The organism is Streptomyces sp. NPDC001381 (genome assembly GCF_042895685.1).
Classification (GTDB): Bacteria; Actinomycetota; Actinomycetes; order Streptomycetales; family Streptomycetaceae; genus Streptomyces.
This window is the reverse complement of sequence record NZ_JBIAWO010000006.1, coordinates 264,165-286,850: the sequence shown is the minus strand read 5'-3', so window position 1 is coordinate 286,850 and position 22,686 is coordinate 264,165. Positions and strand designations below refer to the sequence as shown.

General features: G+C 72.0%; 17 protein-coding genes. 6 read left to right on the top strand and 11 right to left on the bottom strand.

Annotation, left to right across the window (positions count from 1 at the left end; all coding sequences use genetic code 11):
* Window positions 1–151: 151 nt before the first annotated feature.
* Window positions 152–1,894 carry a cellulase family glycosylhydrolase gene (locus tag ACFY2L_RS27195; protein WP_390823680.1) on the bottom strand — a complete coding sequence of 581 codons (1,743 nt, stop codon included), beginning with the start codon at window positions 1,892–1,894 and terminating at the stop codon, window positions 152–154.
* A 175-nt stretch (window positions 1,895–2,069) separates the two neighbouring features.
* Here ACFY2L_RS27195 and ACFY2L_RS27190 point away from each other — a divergent pair, with 175 nt between their 5' ends.
* Both ACFY2L_RS27190 and ACFY2L_RS27185 read left to right on the top strand, forming a co-directional pair.
* Entirely contained in the window at window positions 2,070–3,128 is a 1,059-nt protein-coding gene (locus ACFY2L_RS27190) for a LacI family DNA-binding transcriptional regulator (RefSeq protein ID WP_390823679.1), read from the top strand.
* Window positions 3,129–3,306: 178 nt separating this feature from the next.
* The gene (locus ACFY2L_RS27185) at window positions 3,307–4,821 is read left to right on the top strand and encodes a glycoside hydrolase family 43 protein (RefSeq protein ID WP_390823678.1); all 1,515 of its coding nucleotides are present in this window, start codon (window positions 3,307–3,309) and stop codon (window positions 4,819–4,821) included.
* Between the two features lie 65 nt (window positions 4,822–4,886).
* Here the strand turns inward: ACFY2L_RS27185 and ACFY2L_RS27180 are convergent, their stop codons facing one another.
* The 8 genes from ACFY2L_RS27180 to ACFY2L_RS27145 form a co-directional block, all read right to left on the bottom strand.
* Window positions 4,887–5,876, bottom strand: a complete 990-nt coding sequence (locus ACFY2L_RS27180) for a zinc-dependent alcohol dehydrogenase family protein (RefSeq protein ID WP_390661575.1) — start codon at window positions 5,874–5,876, stop codon at window positions 4,887–4,889.
* Entirely contained in the window at window positions 5,873–6,685 is an 813-nt protein-coding gene (locus ACFY2L_RS27175) for a carbohydrate ABC transporter permease (protein WP_390661576.1), read from the bottom strand. The genes ACFY2L_RS27180 and ACFY2L_RS27175 overlap by 4 nt, the downstream gene beginning before the upstream one ends.
* On the bottom strand, window positions 6,682–7,641 hold the full coding sequence (locus tag ACFY2L_RS27170; protein WP_390661577.1) for a carbohydrate ABC transporter permease: 960 nt from the start codon (window positions 7,639–7,641) through the stop codon (window positions 6,682–6,684). Before ACFY2L_RS27170 ends, ACFY2L_RS27175 begins: the two co-directional genes overlap by 4 nt.
* 74 nt (window positions 7,642–7,715) lie before the next feature.
* Entirely contained in the window at window positions 7,716–9,068 is a 1,353-nt protein-coding gene (locus ACFY2L_RS27165; protein WP_390823677.1) for an ABC transporter substrate-binding protein, read from the bottom strand.
* 98 nt (window positions 9,069–9,166) lie between these two features.
* Window positions 9,167–9,928: a DeoR/GlpR family DNA-binding transcription regulator gene (locus ACFY2L_RS27160; RefSeq protein ID WP_390661579.1), complete on the bottom strand. Its 762-nt coding sequence runs from the start codon at window positions 9,926–9,928 to the stop codon at window positions 9,167–9,169.
* A 690-nt stretch (window positions 9,929–10,618) separates the two neighbouring features.
* The gene (locus ACFY2L_RS27155) at window positions 10,619–12,343 is read right to left on the bottom strand and encodes a PQQ-binding-like beta-propeller repeat protein (RefSeq protein WP_390823676.1); all 1,725 of its coding nucleotides are present in this window, start codon (window positions 12,341–12,343) and stop codon (window positions 10,619–10,621) included.
* A gap of 329 nt (window positions 12,344–12,672) precedes the next feature.
* Window positions 12,673–15,360, bottom strand: coding sequence for a family 78 glycoside hydrolase catalytic domain (locus ACFY2L_RS27150; RefSeq protein WP_390823675.1), 2,688 nt, complete (start codon window positions 15,358–15,360; stop codon window positions 12,673–12,675).
* 27 nt (window positions 15,361–15,387) lie between these two features.
* Window positions 15,388–16,932, bottom strand: coding sequence for an MFS transporter (locus ACFY2L_RS27145; protein WP_390823674.1), 1,545 nt, complete (start codon window positions 16,930–16,932; stop codon window positions 15,388–15,390).
* A 167-nt stretch (window positions 16,933–17,099) separates the two neighbouring features.
* Between ACFY2L_RS27145 and ACFY2L_RS27140 the strand changes: the two genes are divergently transcribed.
* Window positions 17,100–17,732, top strand: coding sequence for a TetR/AcrR family transcriptional regulator (locus ACFY2L_RS27140; RefSeq protein WP_390823673.1), 633 nt, complete (start codon window positions 17,100–17,102; stop codon window positions 17,730–17,732).
* A gap of 233 nt (window positions 17,733–17,965) precedes the next feature.
* Here ACFY2L_RS27140 and ACFY2L_RS27135 read toward each other — a convergent pair whose 3' ends face one another.
* Window positions 17,966–18,424 carry a MarR family winged helix-turn-helix transcriptional regulator gene (locus ACFY2L_RS27135; RefSeq protein WP_390661582.1) on the bottom strand — a complete coding sequence of 153 codons (459 nt, stop codon included), beginning with the start codon at window positions 18,422–18,424 and terminating at the stop codon, window positions 17,966–17,968.
* Between the two features lie 106 nt (window positions 18,425–18,530).
* Between ACFY2L_RS27135 and ACFY2L_RS27130 the strand changes: the two genes are divergently transcribed.
* Window positions 18,531–19,088, top strand: coding sequence for a quercetin 2,3-dioxygenase (locus ACFY2L_RS27130; RefSeq protein WP_390661583.1), 558 nt, complete (start codon window positions 18,531–18,533; stop codon window positions 19,086–19,088).
* Window positions 19,085–19,954: an alpha/beta hydrolase fold domain-containing protein gene (locus tag ACFY2L_RS27125; protein ID WP_390823672.1), complete on the top strand. Its 870-nt coding sequence runs from the start codon at window positions 19,085–19,087 to the stop codon at window positions 19,952–19,954. Before ACFY2L_RS27130 ends, ACFY2L_RS27125 begins: the two co-directional genes overlap by 4 nt.
* Window positions 19,955–20,502: 548 nt before the next feature.
* On the opposite strand, the gene ACFY2L_RS27120 is transcribed toward ACFY2L_RS27125, so the two are convergent.
* Window positions 20,503–21,096 (bottom strand): TetR/AcrR family transcriptional regulator, encoded by a 594-nt coding sequence (locus ACFY2L_RS27120; RefSeq protein WP_390823754.1) that lies wholly within the window; start codon window positions 21,094–21,096, stop codon window positions 20,503–20,505.
* Between the two features lie 288 nt (window positions 21,097–21,384).
* Here ACFY2L_RS27120 and ACFY2L_RS27115 point away from each other — a divergent pair, with 288 nt between their 5' ends.
* Window positions 21,385–22,551 (top strand): amino acid deaminase/aldolase, encoded by a 1,167-nt coding sequence (locus ACFY2L_RS27115; RefSeq protein ID WP_390823753.1) that lies wholly within the window; start codon window positions 21,385–21,387, stop codon window positions 22,549–22,551.
* Window positions 22,552–22,686 lie beyond the last annotated feature (135 nt).

The following is a 22,686-nucleotide window of genomic DNA, read 5'->3' as shown; positions in this document are numbered from 1 at the left end:
CGCGCCGTTCCCTTCACCGTCCCGGTCACCACCGTACCGATCACGCGTGGCCGGTGGGGGACGGCAGGACACCGCCCGCGGCGGCGTGGGCCCTGCCGGACCCGGTGGAGCCCGGCAGGTGGCCCGGTCGTGAGCGCGGGGGGCGACGAGGTCAGGCCGCTGTGCCGGTGATGGTGCCGCCCGTCTTGGTGACGTGGTAGGTCACCGAGGCGCCGCTCCAGAAGTGGAAGGTGAGCGTCACCCGGGAGTCGTCCTTCAGTGAGGTGAAGAACTCGGCGGTCAGCTTGATCGAGTCGCCGGTGTACGCCGAGAACGCCGTGTCCCACTGCTGGAACGAAGTCCAGCCCGCCGGGCCCGCGTTGCTCCCGTCGTCGTACCTGGCCTCCATGGTCGCGAGCAGGTCCCCGCGGAACGCGGTGGGGATGGTCAGGCCGCTGGTGCTCCCCGAGACGCTCGACAGGACCGGGGTGTCGTAGGTGATCACATCGATCCGCCACGGGACGCCGCGCGAGAATCGGGCTTCCAAGGTCGCGTCGACCCCGTAGGCCCGGTCGCCCGCCAGCTCGGTGAGCGCGGCGGCCGTCAGCGTGAGCCGGTCGCCGGAGACCGTGTAGTCCCGGTCCTTCACCAGGGTGCGCGAACCGTGCCGCAGACTCTGGAAGTCGGTGCCGTGGAGGTTCAGCGTGAGCGTCTGGCCGGTGACGGGACGGGACTTGGCGAGGAACACCATGTCGCTGGAGGCCGTACCCGACCGTGTGGTCCAGCTCGACCTGATCTGGGCGAACAGCTCAGGGTCCCGCCACTTCAGCGTGTCGCGGTTCAGGAACTGGCCGGCGTCCCACAGCATCGTGGTGAGCTTGCGGCGGCGGGCGTAGTCGCCCAGGAACTCGAAGTACTTGCGCACCTCGCCCCGCTCGATGATGCCGGGACGGGTGTGGTCGTAGGCGAGCAGGGCGTACTCGCCGATGACGACGGGGATGCCCCGGTCGACGAAGGCGTGGTACACGCGGTCGAACGTGCCGGTGAGATCCTGCTCGGAGGTGGCGTCGAACCGGGTGTAGCCGGCGATGTTCACACTGAACGGCCACCAGCCGTAGAAGTGGACCGTGGTGGCGACCATGGGATCGCGCAGGGAGGTCAGTTCGGCGGCCAGCGCGTCCAGGCGGCCCTGGTCGGCGTTCGTGTACAGCGTGGGCAGCACCAGCAGGCGCGTGGCGTTGGCGCCGCCGGACTCCCGCACGATCCGGTGGAAAGCGCGGTTGAGTTCGGCCAGCAGCCGGTAGTTCTCCTCGTCTCCCGAAGTACCGCTGAACGTGGGCTCGTTGATGCTCTCGAAGACCAGCCTCGACGGCTCGTCACGGAACTCCGCCGCGATCTGGGTCCAGGTGGCGCCGTACCGGGCGAGCACGGCATCGTGATCCGTGGGCAGGTCGTCGGCCCACATCCACGAGTCGTGGTGCATGTTGAGCAGCACGTACAGGTCTTCGTCCAGGGCCCAGTCCACGACCTGCCGCACCTTCGCCATCCAGACCGGGTCGATCGTGTGACCGGGCGCGGCGCCCTCGTGGATGCCCCAGGTGACCGGCAGGCGGATGCTCTTGAAGCCCTGCGACCTGACCTTCTTCAGCAGTGCCCTGGTCACCGGCGGGTTGCCCCAGGACGTCTCGTCGGGGATGGCGTCGTAGGTGTTGCCGAGGTTCCAGCCGGGCTGCATGGCCGCGACCGTGCTGCGGGCGGCGGGGGAGCTCGGCGGCGGGACGGGCGGGTCGTCCGCCCGCGCGGTGGCGGGCAGCAACGGGAGCAGGACGACGGCCAGGAGCAGTGCCGTCAGTTTTCGCGGGGGGCGCGGAGAACGGCGTCGTCGCGGGAGAAATCGTACGAGTCTCCTCGTCATCACGTGCACCTTCCGGATGGGGGGCGGGCGGCGCAGGCCGTGAACGGCCTCTTGGTGAGGGAAACTTTCGCTGTACGCGGCGGAGAAATTAACATGAAGCGGTGTCAGAGGCCACAGGCGCGTCGGCGGAGAGGTGCCAGAATGGCCCGGGCGCACGGGCGGTTCGACGATCGGGATGGCGACCTTGGCGGAACACACGGCGGACGGGCCCGCGGACCGGGACGGCGGGCAGGGCGACACGTCCCGGCCGGTCACCATCGCTTTCATCGCCGAGTCGGCGGGCGTCTCCGTCCCCACCGTGTCCAAGGTGATCAACGGGAAGTCGGGGGTCTCCGCGGACACCCGCGCACGGGTCGAGGCGCTGGTCGAGGAGTACGGCTACCGCAAGCCCACGGGGGCCAACCGGAGCAACGTCGTGGAACTCGTCTTCCGCGAGCTCGAGCACATGTGGGCGGTCGAGATCATCCGGGGCGTCGAGCGGGTGGCCCGCCGGCACCGGGTCGGCCTCATGGTCTCCGAGTTCGGGCTGCACGACTCCGCGGAGCCCACCTGGGACGACACCGTCTCCCGGCGTCCGCGCTGCGTCCTGTCCGTGGCCCAGCTCTCCGAGGCGGAGCGCGAGCAACTCAAGGCCAAGGGCATCCCGTTCGTCGTCTTCGACCCGGCCACGGAACTGCCCGACGACGTCCCGTTCGTGGGCGCCACCAACTGGTCGGGCGGCCGGGCCGCGACCCGGCACCTCACCGCGCTCGGGCACCGCCGCATCGCCATGATCGGCGGACCCGAGGACCAGCTGTACTGCTGCGCCCGGCTGGACGGATACCGCTCCGCGCTGCATGCCGCCGGCCTGCCGGCCGACCCGGAACTCGTCGTGCACGCCCCCCTCACGCGCGAGGACGGCTGCCAGGCGGCGCGTTCCCTGCTCGCCCTGCCCGACCGCCCGACCGCCGTCTTCACCGCGAACGACCTGCAGGCGCTGGGCGTGTACCAGGCGGCGCGCGAGGCCGGCCTGCGGATCCCGGACGACCTGAGCGTCGTCGGTTTCGACGATCTGCCGGTCGTCGCCTGGGTGGACCCGCCCCTGACCACCGTCCACCAGCCCCTCACCGAGATGGCCGCGGCCGCGACCGAACTGGCGCTCACGCTCGGACGCGGCGAACAGGCACCGCAGACGGGGCTGGAGATCGCGACGACCCTCACCGTCCGCAGCAGTACGGCTCCGCCCAGGAGCTGAGCGCCCGGAAACTGTCCGAACCGCACCACGGAAACTTTCGCTTCCCGCGGGGGACTGGAAAGCGCGCGCCCCGGCGGGGACCATGAACGCCGTCGCCCGTTCACCCGCCCGGCCACACCCCTCGACGGCAGTACGAGCCGCACAGCACCGCACCCTCGTCACCCAGTGAAAGGACCCGATGAGGTTGTCGAGCAAGCCCGAGAACCCCACCGTCGACAACCCGGTGATCCCGGGCTTCCACCCCGACCCGTCCGTCTGCCGGGTGGGGGAGGACTACTACCTGGCCTGCTCCAGCTTCGAGTACTTTCCCGGGGTGCCCGTCTTCCACAGCCGGGACCTGGTGCACTGGACCCAGATCGGCAACGCCCTCGACCGGCCGGGGCAGTTGCGCCTGCCCCTCGACACCCCGTCCTCGGGCGGGATCTACGCCCCCACCCTGCGCCACCACGACGGCCGCTTCTGGCTGATCGTCACGAACGTGAGCGGTGACGGCAATCTGCTCTTCACGGCCACCGATCCGGCCGGCCCCTGGTCCGATCCCGTCCGGCTGCCCGGCGTCCACGGCATCGACCCGGACCTCGCCTGGGACGACGACGGCACCTGCTGGTGCACCACCGCCGGAGTCGGGCAGGTCCGCATCGATCCCCACACGGGGGAGACGTACGGCCCGCCGCGCAGGCTCTGGTCCGGCAGCCCCGGAGCCAAGGCCCCCGAGGCTCCGCACCTCTACCGGATCGGCGACCACTGGTATCTGCTCATCGCCGAAGGCGGTACCGAACGCTGCCACAGCGTCTCCATCGCCCGCGGCCCTACGCCCACGGGCCCGTTCGAGCCGTGCCCGGCCAACCCGATCCTGACCCACCGGGGCACCGACCACCCCGTCCAGAACACCGGCCACGCCGACCTGGTCCAGGCACCCGACGACTCGTGGTGGATGGTGCTGCTCGGAGTACGGCCCGGCGGAGGAACCCCCGGATGGCACGTGCTCGGCCGGGAGACGTTCCTGGTGCCGGTCTCCTGGGCCGACGGCTGGCCGGTGGTCGGTGAGCTGTCCTCCTCCCCGCCCGCACCCTCCTGGCCGCTGCGGCCGCCGGCCGCCCTGCCGGACCGGGACGACTTCGACCTGAGCGAACTCGCCCCCCACTGGGTCTCGTTGCGGCACCGGCCGCCGGAGGCGTGCACCACCAAGGAGAAGGCCGGTTGGCTCACGCTGCACGCCCGCGGCGGATCGCTGGACGACACCGACGTGACGTTCACCGGGCGGCGGCAGCAGCACACCTCCTGCCGGGTACGAGCCCTGGTCGACGCGGCGGACGGCCGCGGCGGCCTCGCCGTCCGCCTCGACGAGCGGCACCACTACGCCATCGAGGTCTCGGCCGGTGAGGCACGGGTGAGCGCCCGTATCGGCCCGCTGCACACCGTGGTGGCCTCCCGGCCGGTGCCCGCCGGACCCGTGGTGCTCCGCATCGAGGTGGCCGCCGTGCGCACCGTGGAGGACGCCCGCACCGGTCCGGACACCGTCACCCTCGGCGTCGAGGTGCCGGACGGCACCTTCGCCGAGCTTGCCTCACTGGACGGGAAGTACCTCTCCACCGAGGTCGCCGGCGGCTTCACCGGCCGGGTGATCGGCATGTTCGCCGGCGCCGGCGCCGTCCACTTCGACTGGTTCGCCTACGAGCCGGTCGATCGCTGACACGGCCGGCGCAGCGCCGGTGACGGCGGCACGGCCCGGCGCGTGTCGCCGGGTCCGGGCGCGGGTCAGGGCAGTACGACGATCTTGCGTCCCTGGCCCGCCGCGAACTGTTCCAGGGCCCGCGGGTACTCCGTCAGCGGCAGCCGGTGGCTGATGAAGACCTGGGGATCCAGCACCCCGGTGGCGAAGAGTTCCGCCGCGCGTTCATAGCTGTGCAGCACCGCCATGGAACCGGTGATGGTGATCTCCTGGTTGTAGATGCGGTACGGCGAGATGGTGGCCGTCGTCGCGTAGTCGGAGACCCCGAACTGCAGAAACGTCCCCGCCTTGGCGACCCGGTCCAGGCCGTCCTGGATCGCGGCCGCGTTGCCGGTCGCGTCGACCACCACGTCCCAGCCGGCCGGCCGCCCCAACTCGTCGGCGGAGAGCGCCGCCTGGGAACAGCCCAGCTTCTCGGCCGTCGCCAGCCGCTCCGGGTTGACGTCGACGACGTCCACCGACGCGGCACCGGTGCGCTTGGCCAGCTCCAGCATCATCAGGCCCATCGTCCCGCTGCCGTAGATCAGCACATGGGAGCCCATCCTGCTGCTGAGCACGTCGTAGCCGCGAACGGCGCAGGACAGCGGCTCGATCAGCGCCGCGTCCTGGACGTCCACATGGTCCGGCAGGCGTACACAGTTGGCGACGGGCGCCACGGCGTACTCGGCGGCGCCACCGGCCACCGTCACGCCGATCGCCTGCCACCGGTCGCAGAGATTGTTGCGTCCGGCCCGGCAGTAGCGGCACTCGTTGCAGTAGAGCGAGGGATCCACGGCGACCCGGTCGCCGATCGCGAGTTCGGTGACCTCGCTGCCCAGGCCCACGACCTCGCCGGCGAACTCGTGCCCCGGCACCACCGGCAGGGTCGGCGCGAACTCGCCCTGCAGGATGTGCAGATCGGTCCCGCACAGCCCGCAGGCCGCCACATCGACCACGACCTGGCGCGGCCCGGGAGCCGGGTCGGGCACGGTGGTGACGGTGACCTTGCCGGGGGCTTCGATGACGGCGGCTTTCACTTGACTGCTCCTAGGGACAGGCCGCGCACCAGTTTGTCCTGGGCGGCGAAACCGGCGATGAGGACGGGCAGGGAGACCAGCGTGGCGGCGGCGCACAGGCGGGCGAGGAAGAGGCCCTCGTTGGTGATGAAGCCGACGAGGAAGACCGGCGCGGTGGACGCCTTGGTCGCGGTGAGGTTGACCGCGAACATGAACTCGTTCCAGCTGAAGATGAAGCAGATCAGCGAGGTTGCGGCCAGTCCCGGCATGGCGACCGGCGCGACGACCCGCCACAGCACGGTGAGCAGGCCGGCGCCGTCGACCTCGGCCGCCTCCAGGATCTCCCTGGGGACCTCGGCGAGGAACGAGCGCATCATCCACACCGCGATCGGCAGGTTCATGGCCGTGTAGAGGACGACCAGCGTCCACACGTTGTCCAGCATCCCGGCGTCCTTGACGATCAGGTACACCGGCAGCAGGGCCGCGATGGCGGGCAGGAACTTGGTGGACAGGAAGAAGAACATCACGTCGGTCCACTTCTGGACCGGCTTGATGGACAGCGCGTAGGCCGCCGGCACCGCCAGGGCGAGCACCAGCAGCGTCGAGAACACGCCGGCCATGGCCGAGTTGAGGAGGAAGGGGGTGATGTCCCGGCTGAACAGCAGTTTGTACTGGTCGAAGGTGAGGGGCGCGAAGGGGGTCGGCGGGTTGGTCGCGGCGTCCGCCTCCTGGTGGAAGGAGGTGAGCACCATCCACGCCACCGGAGCGAAGAACACCAGCGTGGCCAGCCAGGCGACGAACGTCCACAGGGGGGTGAGGCGGGCGGTCATCGGGACACCTCCTCGCGGAACAGCGACGCGATGGTGCGCAGCGCGAAGGTCGCGATCACGATCGAGCCGAGGACGACGACGACACCCGCGGCGGCCGCCTCCCCGTACTCGTACTTGCGGAACATGGTCAGGTAGATCTCGTAGGGCAGGTTGGTCGTCTGCGAGCCGGGGCCGCCCTGGGTGATGGTGTAGACCGCGTCGAAGGTCTGCACGACGTAGATCGTGCCGAGCAGGACGCCGAGTTCGACGTACTGGCGCAGGTGCGGCAGCGTGATGTGGCGGAAGGTCTGCAGCGCGGACGCACCGTCGACCTTCGCCGCCTCCAGGACGTCACCCGGCTGCGCCTGCAGACCCGCCAGGAGGATCAGCATCATGAACGGGGTCCACTGCCAGACCAGCGAGACCACGACGGCGGGCATCGGATACGACGAGATCCAGTCCACCGTGGGGCCGTTGTCCGCCCCGAAGAGGCGGTGGACGGCGTTGAGGGTGCCGTTGAGCAGGCCGTAGTCGGGGTTGTAGAGGGCGTGCTTCCACAGCAGCGCCGCCGCGACCGGCATGACCAGGAACGGCGCGATGAGCAGGGTGCGCGCCAGGCCGCGGCCGGCGAACCGGCGGTCCAGGAGCATCGCCAGACCGAGTCCGAGGACCACGCTGATGAGCACCACGGACGCGGTGAGCACGATGGTGTTGAGGACCGCGGTGCGCAGCCGCTCGTCGGTGAAGACGAACGTGAAGTTGGACAGACCCACGAAGTGCCGGTCGCCCGGCTTGAGGATGTTCCACTCGAAGGTGGAGATCACGAGCGTGGCCACGAAGGGCAGTTGTGTCACGACGATGGTGAAGACCAGCGCCGGGAGCAGCGGGATGCGGCGCCGCCAGGTGCCGCCGCCGGCGGACGGGCGCCGGGGGGCGGGCGGTGACGCTGTCTTGGGGGGAACGGTGAGAGTGGTCATCGAGGGTTCCTCTGCCGGTGACGGCGGGGGGAAGCGGTGCCCGGCCGGCGCCGGGGCCGGCCGGGCGGTGGCGGTCACTGGTAGTTCTTGGCGACGTCCTCGGCGAGCTTCTGGCCGTCGTCGAGCGCCTTGTCCACGCTGGTCTTGCCGGCGATGGCGGCGGAGATCTCCTGGGTGACCTTCGTTCCCAGGTCCTGGAACTCCGGGATGGCCACGTACTGGATGCCCACGGTCGGCCTGGGCTGGACGCCCGGGTCGGCCGGGTCGGCCGACTCGATGGACTTCAGGGTGATGTCACCGAAGGACGCGGCGGCCTTCCGGTACTCGGGGATGGTGTACGTGCTGGCCCGCTTGCCGGCCGGGACTCGGGACCAGCCGAGCTTCTCGCCGACCAGCTTCTCGTACTTCTTGCTGGACGCCCACAGCATGAACTTCGAGGCGGCGTCGGCGTTCTTGGTGGTCTTGGGCATGGCCCACGCCCAGGACCACAGCCAGCCGCTGCTCCTGGTCTCGACGGTCGGCGCGTAGGCGTACCCGACGTGCCCGGCGATCTTGCTGGAGCTGGAGTCCTCCAGGGACCCGGCCGCGCTGGTCGCGTCGTACCACATCGCGACCTTCTTCTGGCTCATGGCGTTGAGGCACTCGGTGAACCCGGCCTGCGCGGCTCCCGCCTCACCGTGCTTCCTGACCAGGTCGACGTAGAAGTTCGTCGCCTTCTTGAACGCGGGGCTGTCGACCTGGGCCTTCCAGTCCTTGGTGAACCAGGTGCCGCCGAAGGTGTTGACCACGGTGGTGAGCGACGCGCCGAGTTCGCCCCAGCCGGCCAGACCGCGCAGACAGATGCCCTTCATTCCGGGCTCCGCGCCGTCCACCTTGGCCGCGATGTCGGCGATCTGCTGCCAGGTCGGGTGCTCGGGCACCGTGATGCCCTTGGCCCGCATGACGTCCTTGTTGTACATGAGCATCGAGGACTCGCCGTAGAACGGCAGCGCGTACAGCTTGCCGTCGGAGCCGGACAGGGACGTGACCATCGGCTTGAGCAGGTCGGCCTTGTCGAAGCTGGTGTCCTTGTCGGCGTAGGGGCCGAGCTCGTGCAGCCAGCCGTTCTTCTCCCAGATGGGCACCTCGTAGGCGCCGATGGTGGCGACGTCGTACTGGCCGGCCTGGGTGGCGATGTCCTGGGTGACCTTGTCCCGCAGCTCGTTCTCGGGAAGGACGGTGAAGTTCACCTCGATGCCGGTGTCCTTCGTGAAGGTGTCCTTGGTGAGCTTGGCGATGTCCTCCATCTGCGGATTGCCGACCATCAGGACGTTGATGCCGTCCCCGCCGCCGGAGGCCGACGAGCCGCCCGCTCCGCTGCAGGCGACCAGCAGGGAACCCGCGGCCGTGGCCGTGACGAGGGCGTGGGTCATTCTTCGTGTGCGCATGACTGACTCCAGGGGATGTTTCGAGGGTGTGCGGAACCAGGCCCCCGGGCGTGCGAGGGTGGTGTGGGAGAGGGGTGGGGAGCTGACGTGCGTGCGGCTCAGGCCCGTACGACCTCGGGACCCAGCAGCGAGTACCGGTGGACTTCGGAGGCGGGCAGACCGGAGTCGGTGACGATCGCCTCGAACTCGGTGACCTCCGCGAAGCGGCAGAAGCTCACGGCACCGAACTTCGTATGGACCCCGGAGAACACCCGGCGTCTGGCGACCCTCATGACCTCGGCCTTCAGTGCGCTGACCGCGGGGTCGGGGGTGGTGAGTCCGTACTCGCGGGAGATGCCGTTGGCACCGACGTACGCCAGGTCGATGACGAAGCCGGACGCCATGTGGGTCGCCCAGTGGTCGACCGTGGCCAGCGTCCCGCCCCGCACCCGGCCGCCGAGGAGCAGCACGGTGATGTTCTCGGCGGAGGCCAGGTCGGCCGCGGTGGCCAGCGAGGAGGTGACCACGGTCAGTGGCCGGTCGCGGGGGAGAGCGGCGGCGATGAGCTGCGGGGTGTAGCCCTCGTCGATGTAGACGGTCTCGGCGTCCCCGAGCAGCGCGGCCGCGGCGGTCGCGATCCGGGACTTCTCGGGGACGTGCATGGTGGTGCGGAAGGCGAGCGTCGTCTCGAAGCCCGCGCTCTCGACGGGATGCGCTCCGCCATGGGTGCGCCGGACCAGCCCGTGCCCCTCCAGCACGTTCAGATCCCGCCGCACGGTCTCCTTGGAGACCCCGAGGTCGGCGGCGAGCTTCCCGACGTCCACGGATCCGGTACGGCGTGCCGTTTCCAGAATCCCGCGCCTTCGCTCCTCGGTGTCCACGGCGACACCTCCGTTCCACGGCTCCGCGCGGTGCGCCCGCGCCAGTAGATTTCCGGAGCCCCTGCCCGTCGGGGCGTCCGGTGGCTAATTTCTACAAGCGGACCGCCCCGCTGACCAGGCTCGTCGTAGCGCGGTTCATGACCGAATGTGCCCGTTTTCCGGAGCGGTGAGCCGCTGGATGAAGCGGTGGAGGGCGGTGGGGCGCGCGAGACCGCTGCCCGTTTGCGGACCGCGGCGTGCCCGTTCGGTGCCCGAATGGCCGTCCGCCCGGACAGGTCCGCCGGGCGCGGCACGGCAGGGCGCCCGCTTTCATCGCCGCCAAGGTTCCCCGGCGGATGATCAGAGTAAGTCTGTGAAGTCCGGGTAGTTGCGTGAGGTCGGTGGGAAGGGTGTGGCATGCCTGGGGAGGTCGATGCCCCCCTTCCCGCCCATCCCGTCCGGCATCCCACGATGGCGGTGCGCCTCAGGCCCGCGCCGGTCGGCCGCGGACCGGCGCACCCGGCTGCCGGACCCGGCCGTGGCCCCGGCACGGGAAGGTGCACGGAACCTCCCACAGAGTGCGCGGGAATCTCATGCACGGAACCCCGTACAGAGGTCTGCGCGGCACCCCGCGCCCGGCGCGACCACGCCGACCGGGCCCCCGGCCGAGGGCCGGGGACCTGTCACCGGGGACTCCTCACCGGCGTGGGGTCAGCGGGGCGGTCCGGACCGGCGGGCGCGCTCCAGGAGACGGGGGTCGGCAGCCCAGGGGGCGGTGGCCAGGGCGTGGCCGGGGCCGCCACCGGTCGGCGTGTCGCCGGAGCGGACGGGCCTGCCGGTGAGCGCGGCGCCGGCGGGACGGCCGAAGGCGAGGACGCGGCCGTCGCGGGTGCCGACGTAGACGCGGCCGCCGTCGGTGGCGGGGACCGAGAAGCTGGACGCCGTGCCGATCGGGGCCGACCACAGCTTCTTCAGAGTGCCGTCCGCCGGGGTGGCCTCGTACGCGCGCAGCTGGCCGTTCGCGCCGCTCGAACCGTCCGCGTACACCGCCCAGACGACGGCCGAGCCGGGGGTGGTGCCGGTGGAGGTGATCACCGGGGAGCCGGATGCGAAGCCGAAGGTCTCGGTGGAGCGGCCGGCGTCGCTGAGCGCGGGCAGGCCGGCGCCGTTCACGCCGTACTTGAAGGCGCGCAGCGGGCCGCGCCCGCCGATCGTGTAGACGTAGCCGCCCTCTCCGCCGTACACGCCCGGGTGGCCCCAGACGCCTTCGTAGGGGCCGAAGGTGCCGAGGACCTTGTCGGCGCCGCTCGCTCCCTGGCTGCGGCCGCCGAGGTCGTCGCGGTCGAGGAGGAACAGCCGGCCGTCCTTGCCGATCTGTACCAGGAGGTGGGGGTGCTGGGCCGTGCCGAACACGTCGTCCGGGAGGGCGGCCGGGCCGCCGGAGCCGAGGTCGGCGTCGAGCAGGTCGAGGAGGGGGGCGTTGGAGGGGCTGAAGAAGTCCTGCGCGGACAACGTGCCGTCGCTGTTGACACCGAGGCGTACGACGGAGTCACCGAGCTGGCCCGGCGGCTTCGCACCCGGGCCGGCCGCCGGGGAGGTGCCGTTGCCCGTGGAGAGCAGGATGCGGCCGGGTCCGTCGGAGACCAGGCCGCCACCGCTCATCCAGACGCCCCCCTTGCCGTTGGCGGAGGAGGTCACGGTGGACCACAGGGTGGTCCTGCGGGTGGCGGTGTCGACCCGCAGGACATGGCCGACGTAGGGCGCGTGGCCGCAGTGGGAGCCGAAGCCCGCGTACACCGCGCCGCCCATCAGCAGCAGGCCGGGGCGCTGCATCGCGGTGTAGGCGTTGAAGGGGCGGCCCGGGTCGTTGACCGGGGCGCCGGCCACCTTGACCGGCCAGCCGCTGCGCTCGGCGCCGGTGGTGACGTTGAGGGCGTGGACGTACCAGTTGGGGTGCTGGACGTCGGCGCCGTCGTCGGCCTTGGAGGTGAGGTAGACGGTGCCCGTCGCCGGGTCGTGGACGGGGGTCGCGGTGACGCCGATGTTCGGCACGAGGTCGCCGCAGCCGATGGCCGAGGCGGGCCAGGCGGCGCCCAGGCTCTTCGTCCAGGTCTTGGCGCCGGTGGCGGAGTCCAGGCCGTACACCTTGTTGTTCTCGGTGGCGACGACGACCGTCTTCCCGACGACCAGCGGCTGGGCGTAGACCTGTCCGTCGACAGGGGTGGAGAACCGCTGGCCGAAGTCCGAGCTGGACACCTGGCCGGGCGCGAGGCCGGGCTCGTCGGGGTCCCATCCGGTGCGGTAGGTGTCCTCGGAGACCGTGGTGACGTCGGCGGTGCGGGCTTTCTCAGAGGCGGCCGAGCAGGGCGCGACGAGACTGCCCGTCGCCAGACAGACCGTCACCACCGATGCCAGGAAACCGAATCTGTTGTGCATCCGCCGCTCCGCCCGGGTCGTCCGTGGGCGGGCCCGTCCCGCCGACCGTCATGATCGGCGGGACGGTGAGCGCTACCGGTGATCCCGTGCGGGCCGGCCCATGGGGTCCACCCGTACGGGGGTATCCCCGGCTGCCGCCTCCGGGCCGGTGTGTCCGAGGCCGGCCGCTGCCTCATGCGGGGCGGTCCGGTTCCGGGCGCTCACACGCCCCGCGTCGACCGCCGGCATCAGGTGCGAAGTCGCCGGCTGAGCGCAGCGCCTCGGCGGGGCCGGACAGGAACGGCAGACCGGCCCCGCACGCCGCGACCGTCGCGCGGGTGGGTGGCGTGTCAGGGGCGGTCGTCGCCGTCCGCGGGCAGCGACGTGTCGTAGGTGTGGACGCCGGGCCCTGCCGCGACCGGTGCGCGGCCGGGCAGGCGGACCTCGGCCTCGGTGCCCGGCGGGACCTCGACGGTCACCGCGAGACGGCCGCCCCGGAGTTCCCACTCCGACCGGATGGTTCCGTGCAGGCAGTCGTGACGAGCCGCCGCGGAGGTGAGACCGCCGCCGGGGCGGGGCGCGATGACGAAGCGCCGGTATCCGGCGGCCCCGGCGCCGGGCGTCCGGGGCAGACGGATGCCCGCCGTGTACTGGTGGAGGAAGGAGACGACGGCGCCCTTGCTGTAGTGGTTGTAGGACATCTTGGGCAGCCCCTGGGCGTCGACGCCGTCCCAGTCCTCCCAGATGGTCGTCGCCCCACGGTCGATCATGGAGAGCCAGGACGGTGAGGAGTCCCGCAGGAGCAGTTCGTAGGCGAGGCCGAGGTGGCCGTGGTCGGCGAGGACGGGGAGCAGCAGCCCGGTGCTCAGGAACCCGGTCGTGAGATGCGTGCCGGCGAGCCGTACGAGCTGGGCCAGCCGTTCTGCCGCGAGGGGCCGCGACTCTTCCGGGACAAGTCCGAACGCCAGGGCGCGCACCAGCGTGGCCTGGGTATCCGGCACGGTCGTGCCCCGGTTGGTGAGGTACTCGGCCCGCCAGGCGGAGCGGGCGCCGTCGGCGAGGGCGCGGTAGCGGGCCTCGTCGTCCGGCCGGCCGAGCAGGGCCGCGGTGCGTGCCAGGAGGTCGGCGGAGCGGTGCAGATAGGCGGTGGCGACCTCGCCGCGGTCCCGCGTCGGGTCGAGGTCGGGGGTGACGCCCGGTTCGAGCCATTCGCCGAAGTGGAATCCGGTGTCCCACAGATACCTCTCGTGGGGGGCCGGCTGCGGGCGGGCGGCGGCCCGGTCGGGGTGACGGCGGGTGCGGGCGCATCGTGCGGCGTACTCGACCCAGGCGCGCATCGAGGGGTACTGGGCGCGCAGCAGGTCCAGGTCGCCGTAGGCGCGCCAGATCTCCCAGGGGACGATCACCGCGGCGTCGCCCCAGCCGGCGGACCCGTTCATGCCGCCTTCCGCGGAACGCCGGCGGGTGTCCTCGTCGGCGGGGTCCGGTACGAAGTTGGGGACGGTGCCGTCGGCCCACTGGTCGGCGGCCAGGTCCCTCAGCCACTTGGCGGTGAAGCCGGCGACGTCGAAGAGGAAGGCCGCCGTGGGGACGAACACCTGCCAGTCGCCGGTCCACGCCGCGCGTTCGCGCTGCGGACAGTCGGTGGGCACGTCGCAGACATTCCCCCGCAGACTCCACACGGCGGCCTCGTGCAGACGGTCGACGCGCGGGTCGCTGCTGCTGAACCAGCCGGTGCGGGGCAGGTCGGTGTGGACGACCACGCCCGTGACGTCGTCGGGGGTCAGCGGGCCCGGATGGCCCTCGACCCGGACGTAGCGGAAGCCGTGCGTGGTGTGCCGGGGTTCGAAGGTCTCGCCGGGGCGGCCCGCGGAGACGACCGTGTCGACCTGGCCCGCGGGGAGGGGACGGTGCGTGGCCCAGTCGAAGGCGCGGATGTTGTCGGTGGTGACGTCGCCGCGCGCGTCGAGGACCTCACCGTGGACGAGCGTGAGTTCCGTGCCCGCCGGGCCCGGGTCGGCCAGGCGTATCCACCCGTTGATGTTCTGTCCCAGGTCCACGACGTGACGGCCGGGGGCGAGCCGGGTCACCGCCGTCGGGCGCAGCTCCTGGACCCGGCGCACGGGGGGTGCCGGCGTCGTGGTGAGGCGGGCGAAGTCGTCGTAGAGGCCGCCGTCGACCGCGCGCGCCCTGTCCCAGCGACGGTCGTCGAAGGAGGGCGCGGACCAGCGCTCCTCGTGGAGCCGCAGGTCGCTGCGCTGACCGTCCATCAGGTCGGCCGCGGTGATCGCGCCCGGCGAGCTCCGCCAGTCGGGCCCGGTGCCCAGGACGGTCGTGGTGCCGTCGGGATGGTCGACGCTGAGCTGGGCGAGCAGCGCGGTCCGGGTGCCGAAGCCGTCGGCCTCGCGGACGAAGCCGTGCCGGCCGCGGAACCATCCGTCGGACAGGACGGCGCCCAGCGCGTTGTCGCGGGCGGTGAGCAGCCCGGTCAGGTCGTAGGTCTGCGTCTGGAGGCGGGAGCGGTACGCGGTGAAGCCGGGGGTGAGCTCCAGGTCGCCGACGCGCTCACCGTTGCAGAACACCTCGTACAGGCCGTGTGCGGTGATGTACAGGCGGGCCCGGCTGACCGGCCGGCCGAGGGTGAAGGCGTGGCGCAGCAGATGGGCGGGGCGGTGGCCGGGCGCCGCCGGGGCCGTCTCGGCGGGCTCGATCCAGCGCGCCTGCCAGTCGGAGCGGTGCAGGAGTCCGGTCTCCCACCAGGAGGGTTCGGACCAGTCGCTCTCGCCCAGGTCGGTCCACACCTTCACCCGCCAGTGGATGCGCGTCGACGAGGCCGGCGCGGGCCCTTCGTAGCGGACGAAGGTGTTGGCGGACGAACTCCGCCGCCCCGAGTCCCAGGTGTCGGCCTCGATCCGGTGGGCGAGCTGGCGCGTGGCGCCGCCGGGCAGACGCCACGACAGGCGTGGCGCGCGCACGTCGGTGCCGAGCGGACGGTCCAGGTGTTCCACGCGCAGACGGGTGGGGCGGGCGGAGGGCATGAAGGGTCCTTCCTACGGCGGGGACGCTCAGGCGTCGGATGCGGCTCGGGTGTCCGGGGCGGGGTGGCCGGCGGCGCCGGAGTCCGCTTCCTGGGGATGCCGCAGCGCGGGGATGGCGAGGGAGACCAGCAGGCCCAGCGCGACGACCGCGCCCATGGCGAGGTAGGCGTGGGTGAAGGCCTGGTCCCGGTAGAAGGCGGTGCCGTCGAGCACCGTCGACTCGCCGGCCAGGACCGTGTACAGGAACTGGCTGGTCAGGGTGAGGCAGACCTGGGTCAGCAGGGACGACATGCCGTTCGCGGCGGCCTGTTCCTCGGCGGAGACCACGGACACGATCATGGTCTGCTGGCCGGCCATCAGGATGCCGCCGCCGAGCCCCATGACCACGCCGGTCCAGATGATCTGCGCGGTGTCGCGGTGGTAGAAGGCCGCCAGGACCATGCCCGAGGCGAGCAGGACGAGTCCGGCGTACCAGACCGCGCGGGGGCTGACCCTGCGGACCATCGCGCCGACGGCGACACCGGCGGCGAAGGTGACGAGTCCGGCGGGGATGCCGACGACCGCGACGCGGGTCGTGGTCCAGCCCAGCCCGTCGGAGACGTGCGGGATCGCGGGGAACAGGGCGAGGAAGATCAGGATCGTCTGGGAGGCGAAGAAGGCGGCCTGCGGGATCGACGATCCGACGAGCACGGTGGCCACCGGACGGCGCCGGAGCATGCGCAGGTCCAGGATCGGCCGGTCCACCCTCAGCTCGCGGACGGTGAAGGCGACGAGGGTGGCGGCTCCGGCGGCGAACGCGAGGGAGACGCCCGGGGAGGTCCATCCCCACGCCCGGCCCTGACCGGCGGCGAACACCACGAGGGCCAGGCCTCCGCCGAGCAGCACCGCTCCCGGCCAGTCGAGCCTGCCCGGCGCCGCCCGGCGCGGGGTCTCGGGCACGCACAGCAGCGTCAGCAGGGCCACCACGGTCGAGACGACGAGGAACCACAGCGCGCCGCGCCAGCCGAACTCGTCCAGGAGCCATCCGGACAGCAGTGGTGTGACGAGGCTGAGGACGCCGACCGATCCGGCCACGGTGCCCAGGGCGACGGCCACCCTGCGCGGAGGGAAGAGGTCGCGGACCGCGGCCAGTACGAGCACGGCGACCGGGCCGTAGAGGCCGCCCACGACACGGCCGGCGACCATCACCGGATAGTTCGGGGCGAGGACGGTGATCACGTCGCCCACCAGACCGGCGGCGGCGAGGGCCAGCATGACGCGGCGCTTGCCGTGCACGTCCCCGAGGCGGACGGCGAAGGGCGTGGCCAGGATCGTCGCGAGGGTGAACGCCAGGCCGAACCAGGCGATCTGCGTGGTGTGGAAGTGCTGGGCGATCTGGGGCTGGGCGTTGGCCGCGACGATGCCGGCCACCACCAGGAGCTGGCCGGGCCAGATCAGTGCGAGCAGCAGCCGCAGCTCGCGGGCGCTCCAGCGGGGGGAGTGCGGGTCGGGCCGTTCGCGGCCGGCGGCGGGGGAGTCGTCCGTCCCGACGGGGGCGAGGGGCGTCGGGGCAGAGTCGGGCGAGAGGTTCATGATCGCTCCGAGGGAAGGCCGGCGCATCGTTACGCCGAGGTTTCCGGACGATGATGCGGGCCTAAAACCGAGTGCACTAGGTTTTTGGGGTGTGGCGCAGGTCACATTCGCTCCGGGTGGCCGCCCTCCCGGGCTCCGGGCGACGGCCCATGACTACGGTGAAGACCATGACCAGCAGCACCCGAGGCCCGCGCGGCAGCTACTCGGTCGGCATCGCCCGGCGCCAGAAGATCGTCGAGGCCGCCGCCCGGCGGTTCGCGCAGGAGGGCTATCACCGCACCGCCCTGAGCCGCGTCGCGGAGGACGTGGGCATCACCGAGGGTGGCCTGCTGCATCACTTCCGCAGCAAGAAGCATCTGCTCCTGGCCGTGATGGAACACCGCTTCACCACCGAGGCGGAGTGGTGGGCGCGGCTGCCGCGCGAGGCGAGCGGCCCGGACGTGCTGCGTGCCATGGTCGCCGCGACGGAGCGCCATCTCGCCGAGCCGGGCCTCATCGAACTGTTCGTCCTCACCTCGGCCGAGGCCGCCGACCCCACCAGCGCCGCCCACGCCCTCTTCGCGGAGCGCTACCAGCGCGCCGTCGACGAACTCGCCCACCACCTCCAACTGGGCGTGGACGGCGGAACCCTGCGGGCGGACACCGACTGCGCGGCCGTCGCCCGCGAGTGCATCGCCGTCAGCGACGGGCTGCAACTCCAGTGGGTCATCTCGCGGGGCGCGCTCGACCTGGCGGGCGCCGTGCACCTGCACGCCGACCGCATCGCGCGCACCGTCACGCCCGATGGGCGGGGGTTGTAGGGCGGAGGGGGCGGGGAGGCCGCGGGGGCGGGGGAGCCGCCGGGGCTGAGTGGTTGCCGGGGTCAGGGAGCCGCCGGGGCTGGGGCGTTGTTGGGATTGGGAAGCCGCCGCGGCTGGGAAGCCGCCGCGGCTGGGAAGCCGCCGCGGCTGGGAAGCCGCCGGGGCCGGGGAGTTGCGGGGGTCAGGGAGTCGCGGCGGTCGGGGGAATCCGCTCGGCCCTCAGCCCGCCCGCTTCACGTCGCCTGTCCGCCGGTCGTGGTCCGCCCCGGCGGTCGTCCCCAGGGCTTCTCGAGGATCTCCCGCAGCGCCAGCACGCCGTCCGGTCCGATGCGGGAGGCCAGAACGCGCTCCAGTTCCTCGAGCATCGCGGTCGCCTCCTCGTGCGCGCGACGGCCGGCCGCCGTGCGCCGGATGAGCTTCTGGCGGGCGGACCCGGGATGGGGGACCTGTTCGAGCAGTCCGTCCGCGACCAGGCTGTGCGCAGCCTGATGTGCCGTCTGCCGGGTGACGCCCATGCGCCGGGCCAGCTCGGAGACGGTCGTGCCCTGGTCGTCGAGGACCGCGAAGAGCTGCAACTGCGTCATCGAGACCTGCTCGGACCGCCTCTCCTCCAGGGCGGCGAGCAGCCCCTCCTCGAACCACCGGCGGGCATCGCCCAGCAACTGCGGCAGATTGCGTCGTCCGGCGTCCATGCGCTCCTCAGCTCTCGAAGGCGGGAACGAGCATAGGCCTTGCTCCCTCCGCACCCGCTATGTCAGGCTACCTGACATTCCCCCGGAGCCGACCGCTGGAGAACCCGTGACCATCGAGTACGCCACCCGCTACCGCCGTGCCTCCCGGATCCCTCCCGAGCAGGGCAAGCCCTACTTCATCGAGAAGGGCATGGGAGACCGGGCCCATCTCTTCACCGACCTCTTCACCGTGTACGCGGGCGGCGAGCAGACCGAGAACACCTTCAACTTCTTCACCTGCGAGGGACCCAAGGGCGACACGATCCCGGCGCATCTGCACGCCGACACCTACGAGGTCTTCTTCGTGACGGACGGGGCCGTACGCCTCTTCGTGGAGGACACGGCCGGCGAACAGTACGAGAAGCTGCTCACCAGCGGCGACTTCGGCTTCGTACCCAAGAACTGCCCCCACGCCTACCGCATCGAGCGGCACGGCAGCCGCATCATCGGCGTCGCCGCCGGCCCCGGCGGCACGTTCGAGCGGTTCTTCGAGCGGCTGGGGACGCCCGTCGAGGCGTTCGGCATGCCCGAGACGCCCTACGTCCCCGAGCCGCAGAAGTTCGCGACCGTGCCCACCGAACACGACGTGCGGTTCCTGCCCGGCCACCAGTGGCGGACGAGGTGACCGGCACGCCTGACCTGCGCCCGCTCATCGCCGCGCCCCACCCGGACCGGGCGCCCCTGCCCCCGGCGGCCCCGGCCGGCCCCGGTGTCCGTCTCCTGCGGGGCGTGCCCTACGCGGAGCTGCCGGGGGTGCGCCCCCTCGAACTCGACCTGTGGCTCCCCGAGAACGCCGGCGCCGACCCCCTCCCCCTGCTGTTCTTCGTGCACGGCGGCGCCTGGCGCAGGGGCCGCCGGGAGGACATGGGCTACCGCACGCGCGGCTGGACCCCCGGCCCGTTCGCCCGCATCGCGGCGTCCGGCTTCGCCGTGGCGTCGGCCGACTACCGGCTCAGCGGCGAAGCGGTGTTCCCCGCCCCGCTCGACGATCTGCGTGACGCCCTGGCCTGGATCGCCCGACGCTCCGGCGAACTCGGGATCGACACCGCCCGCACCGTGGTGTGGGGCGAGTCGGCGGGCGGACACCTCGCCGCCCTGCTGGCGCTCGCCGACGACACACCCGCCGTGAGCGGAGCCGTCGTCTGGTACGCGCCCAGCGATCTCACCCTGGACGGCGACAACCCGCACAGTCCCGAGGCACTGCTGCTGGGAGGCGCCCCCGCCACGCTCGCGGAACGCGCCGCCCAGGCCAGCCCGCTCCACCGCGTGCACCCCGGCGCGCCGCCCTTCCTCCTGATGCACGGCGAGAGCGACACGCTGGTCGACTGCGACCACAGCCGCCGCCTGGCCGCCCGCCTCACAGAGGTGGGCGCCCCGACGCGGCTGCGGACCGTCCCCGGAGCGGACCATGTGTGGCACGGGCTGCCCGAGGCCGAGGTGGAGGACGTCTTCCGTACGTCACTGGAGTGGGCCCTGCGGCGCGTCCGGTGATTCCCGGCCGACCGGGGCCGGGGGCAGGGCGACAGCCTCCTGACCTCGGCGACCACGACGACGTCCGAGAAACGGGCCTTCCCCGGGCTCCCGCTCACGGCCGTGAGCGGTCCGGCACGATGCCCGGGTGAGCATCGTCGTCGGGTTCTTCGCGGCTCCGGATCATGCGTCAGCGGCTCTCGTTCTTCGGACCGGGCCGCGACGCGCATACGAGTCGCCCTGCTTCGGCAACCAGGGGAGCGGGTCTCGGACCGGCGACTTCTGCGGCAGGGGGGCGAGAGCCCCCGAGGGCGGGGCCCTGAGAGGTGGTCGTCCTCATGACGAAGCAGAGCCGCCGCCTACGAGCGGCGCCGCGTGGGAGCCGGACGACGAGTGGGTGCCGCTGGCGGACATCAGAGCGGACAGCGGTTCCGTGTACGACGAGTCGGAGAGGCGCTGGGCGCCGCTCCTTCGCCCCTGACGGGGCGCGCCGGGGCGGGCCGGGGCGGGACGGTGCGCGTCGACCGCCCGACCGTGGGCCGGCCGACGGTGGAAGACGAGCGCGGAGGTCATGCCTCCAGCGGCCGGGCGTGCTGGAGCAGGTGATCGGCGAGCATGTCGAGGACCGCTTGGCTGTGATCGGTGTTGCGATCGACGAGCCAGACCAGGTTGAGGCCGTCGATCACGGAGAGGACGTACCGCGCGAGAACCGGTACGGGCCGCGTCCATTCGATGCCGGCGTTGCGGGCCGCGAGGTCGAGGAGGGAGCCGAAGGCCCGCAGGAAGATCTCGTACTGCCGTTTCGCGACGTTCTCGAAGCCGGGGTTGCGCAGGGCGTACTGGGTGAGTTCGTAGCTGATCTGGTGTTCGCCGGGGTTCGCTTCGAACCCCTTCCAGAAGGCGCGCAGACTGTCCAGGACGCTGTCGCGGATGTCCCTCTGGGGCGCGAACAGGTTGCGGACGTCCGCGACGTACCGCTCGGTGAGCGTTTCGGTGACCAGCTCGAGCATGTGCGCCCGTGACGCGAAGCAGTAGTGGAACGCCCCGAGGGTCATGCCGGCCTCGTTGACGATCGCACGGGTCGTGGCCTTGGCCACCCCGTCGCGCGCCATCACCCGGATCGCCGCCTCCAGGAGCTCGGCCCTGCGGTCGCTCGCCGCCATGCGGGGCACGTCGTCTCCTCCTTCTGCCTGTGAGTTCGCCGCCAGGATAGTCAACCGCCGAGGGCGGTCCCGGCGGGCGGGCGGACCTCCGGGAGAAGTGAGTCAAGTGTCCAAGACGGTTGACTTACTCCGGGCGGTGGGCGATCGTGACGGCACCACCCCCTGAGCCCCCCGGGAGCCGGAGTGCATCTCAAGACCGACCGGCCTCGCGCCGAAGTGACCGCGGGCGCACGGGGGCCCTTCCGCCCCGCCCGCTCCCCGCGCGCGGACCGGGAGCAGCTCGACCGCCTGCAGCGCGCGACCGCCGGGCTGGAACCCCCGTTCGGCGTCGTCGACCTGGACGCCTTCGACACCAATGCCGCGGATCTCGAACGCCGCGCGGACGGCAAGCCGATCCGGCTGGCCAGCAAGTCCCTGCGCTCCCGTGCGCTCATCCGGCGCGCGCTGGCCCGCCCAGGATTCGACGGCGTCCTCGGTTTCACCCTGCCGGAGGCGCTGTGGCTGGCCGAGGAGTTCGACGACGTCGTGCTCGGCTACCCCACCACCGACCGCCCGGCGCTGCGGACGCTGGCCGGTGACGAGCGCCTCGCCTCGCGGATCACCCTGATGGTGGACTCCGTCGACCATCTCGACCTGATCGACGAGGTGGCCGGCTCCCGCCGCGCACCCATCCGGGTCTGCGTGGAACTGGACTGCGGCCTGCGCCTGGCCGGCGGCCGTGTGCACCTGGGCCCGCGCAGATCCCCTCTCCGCACGCCTCGCCAGGCGGCCGAGTTCGCACGCGAGGTGACGTCCCGTCGCGGTTTCGAACTGTCCGGGATCATGGCCTACGAAGGGCAGATCGCCGGTGTCGGAGACAACCAGCCCGGCTCCTGGCTCAGGCGGGCCGCGATCCGCCGCATGCAGGGTTCCTCCGCCGCGGACCTGCTCCGGCGGCGCGCGGCGGTGGTCGACGCCGTCAGGGCCCTCGCACCGATCCGATTCGTCAACGCCGGCGGCACGGGCAGCCTGGAGACCACCACCCGGGAGGCCGCCGTCACCGAACTCGCCGCGGGCTCCGGCCTCTACGGCCCAGGGCTGTTCGACTTCTACCGGTCCTTCCGTCCCGCGCCGGCGGCCTTCTTCGTGCTCCCCGTCGTACGCCGGCCGTCGTCGTCGATCGCGACGGTCCTGGGCGGCGGCTGGGTGGCGTCCGGACCCGTGGGCAAGGACCGTCTGCCCAGCCTGGCCTGGCCTCCGGGGCTGCGTGTGACCGCCACGGAAGGAGCCGGCGAGGTGCAGACGCCGGTCCTCGGCAAAGCCGCGCACACCCTGCGCCTCGGTGACCGGGTGTGGTTCCGGCACGCCAAGGCCGGTGAGATGTGCGAGCGCGTGGGCGAACTGCACCTGGTCCAGGGCGGCCGGGTGGTCGAGACCGTGCCCACCTACCGCGGCGAGGGCCGCCATTTTCTCTGACGTGTCGTCACCAAGGTGCCCAGGCAAAGGAGATGGGGAAGTCCGTCCACGGATCGGTTACTGTGTGGCTCCACGCCCTGAGACGGACGGAAGGAGGCGAGTGCCGTGCGGTGCACACCTTTCCAGCGCTCCCTC

Excerpts from the sequence above, each read along its gene's own strand:
- ACFY2L_RS27195 (WP_390823680.1), bottom strand. The coding sequence starts at position 1,894 with ATGACGAGGAGACTCGTACGATTTCTCCCGCGACGACGCCGTTCTCCG.
- ACFY2L_RS27190 (WP_390823679.1), top strand. The coding sequence starts at position 2,070 with ATGGCGACCTTGGCGGAACACACGGCGGACGGGCCCGCGGACCGGGAC.
- ACFY2L_RS27185 (WP_390823678.1), top strand. The coding sequence starts at position 3,307 with ATGAGGTTGTCGAGCAAGCCCGAGAACCCCACCGTCGACAACCCGGTG.
- ACFY2L_RS27175 (WP_390661576.1), bottom strand. The coding sequence starts at position 6,685 with ATGACCGCCCGCCTCACCCCCCTGTGGACGTTCGTCGCCTGGCTGGCC.
- ACFY2L_RS27170 (WP_390661577.1), bottom strand. The coding sequence starts at position 7,641 with ATGACCACTCTCACCGTTCCCCCCAAGACAGCGTCACCGCCCGCCCCC.
- ACFY2L_RS27165 (WP_390823677.1), bottom strand. The coding sequence starts at position 9,068 with ATGCGCACACGAAGAATGACCCACGCCCTCGTCACGGCCACGGCCGCG.
- ACFY2L_RS27155 (WP_390823676.1), bottom strand. The coding sequence starts at position 12,343 with ATGCACAACAGATTCGGTTTCCTGGCATCGGTGGTGACGGTCTGTCTG.
- ACFY2L_RS27150 (WP_390823675.1), bottom strand. The coding sequence starts at position 15,360 with ATGCCCTCCGCCCGCCCCACCCGTCTGCGCGTGGAACACCTGGACCGT.
- ACFY2L_RS27145 (WP_390823674.1), bottom strand. The coding sequence starts at position 16,932 with ATGAACCTCTCGCCCGACTCTGCCCCGACGCCCCTCGCCCCCGTCGGG.
- ACFY2L_RS27140 (WP_390823673.1), top strand. The coding sequence starts at position 17,100 with ATGACCAGCAGCACCCGAGGCCCGCGCGGCAGCTACTCGGTCGGCATC.
- ACFY2L_RS27135 (WP_390661582.1), bottom strand. The coding sequence starts at position 18,424 with ATGGACGCCGGACGACGCAATCTGCCGCAGTTGCTGGGCGATGCCCGC.
- ACFY2L_RS27120 (WP_390823754.1), bottom strand. The coding sequence starts at position 21,096 with ATGGCGGCGAGCGACCGCAGGGCCGAGCTCCTGGAGGCGGCGATCCGG.